This is a genomic window from Candidatus Neomarinimicrobiota bacterium (assembly GCA_017656425.1).
In the GTDB taxonomy this organism is placed as follows: Bacteria; Fidelibacterota; UBA2242; order UBA2242; family B5-G15; genus JACDNV01.
On record JACDNV010000046.1, the window covers coordinates 1 to 1,378 of the forward strand.

The following is a 1,378-nucleotide window of genomic DNA, read 5'->3' on the forward strand; positions in this document are numbered from 1 at the left end:
CGAGGAATTTAGCAAAGTCGGTTACTGTGGAGTGAGGAAGGGAGCTTAATGGCTCTTTGTTGTCGAAAACAAAAAAACTCTTTCCGTAGGAAAATAAAGTTTTTCCGATGAAAATAAAGTGGTTCTAATTGGGAGGGTTAAGGGATTAGGTTTAAGGAACAAGGAAAATTGAGAGAATGCTTGAGAAATAAGGGTTGAGAGGGATTTTGAGATAATCCCATGCTCAACCCTTCATTTTTACCTGTAGATGACTCCTGTAATCCGTCAAACCCTTGTGAAATAAGGAATGTGGCGGTTTATCCTCCCTTAATCCTTAAACCTTATTCCTGCTCTTTTGGAAGAACTTTTTTTACTTTTTTAGCTTCCATATTTGGAAATATAAGGGCGAAGTATGAGTGATTTATAGAAAGACTTTATTTGCTGGTAAAAATTAGGGTGCAGTATTCATGCGGGTTTGAGGGGTGGAAAATGGAAAGAGTTTTTTTTACATGAACAGCAATCCCATCTCCTACCAACCCAGAAAAATTAAATAAATATTGAAATATCAAGGCTTTGGAGCCTTCAGGCATGTGTAAATATAGTGTGGAGAAACCGATGTTTAGGGTAGAGTTGGGGTAGTAATATGCTGCGGGGGATAACCCTTATATTGCTAGTTTTCATACCTCCGAAGTGAATATACCTCCGGTTTTGAGCAGACTTTTTTATCTTTTTTTACTTACATTTTTGTTAAGACATGGGAATTTAGTTGACATAACAGGGGAATTTTTGAGCAGACTTTTTATCATGGAAGATACTGTAAAAGTACCTTCGGGCTTGTTATATCAAGGCTTTGATTAAGTTCTGCGTTCGAGCAAACTTTTTTTATTTTGACAACTGCTAAAAAAGGGATTTATATTCCAGCCGCCAGGAAGAGACCTGCCAGTGATAATGTTCAATTATGGTTTTTAGAAGCACTGCTGCGTTCAGAGCCCACCTCATTAATGCCCCTGCCACAATTATTACAAATACCCTCTGCTTTCCCTTTTAGCATGGATATTCCAGTGGTCGCCATTCGGCAATCAAAGCAATTTGAAATACAACGTCAGGGTTTGGATTTGGATATGGTAATTATTAGATAATTTTATTTAGTGATTCTTAACAACTTCATTGTGTATAATGGACCCAAGATTTTGGACACGAAATCAGGGGATGAGCCCAACATGTGCAAAAAATTTACTACTTTATTAAGTATAATGCTGGCGTTATCGTTTATTCTTCTTGGTTGTGATGGCGATGCCAATAACTTCGAGGATGCCAACAATGTTGAGAATGTAAATAATCCATCGGCTGGTGAAAACGATGATACTATTTTGGCGTATTTAGATAAAAATTTAATAAA

The 1,378-nt window shown here is 37.0% G+C and carries 1 protein-coding gene; it reads left to right on the top strand.

The window, feature by feature from the left end; all coding sequences use genetic code 11:
* Window positions 1-1,199: 1,199 nt before the first annotated feature.
* The coding region (locus tag H0Z29_12150) for a hypothetical protein (GenBank protein ID MBO8132236.1) at window positions 1,200-1,378 on the top strand (179 nt) is incomplete at its 3' end.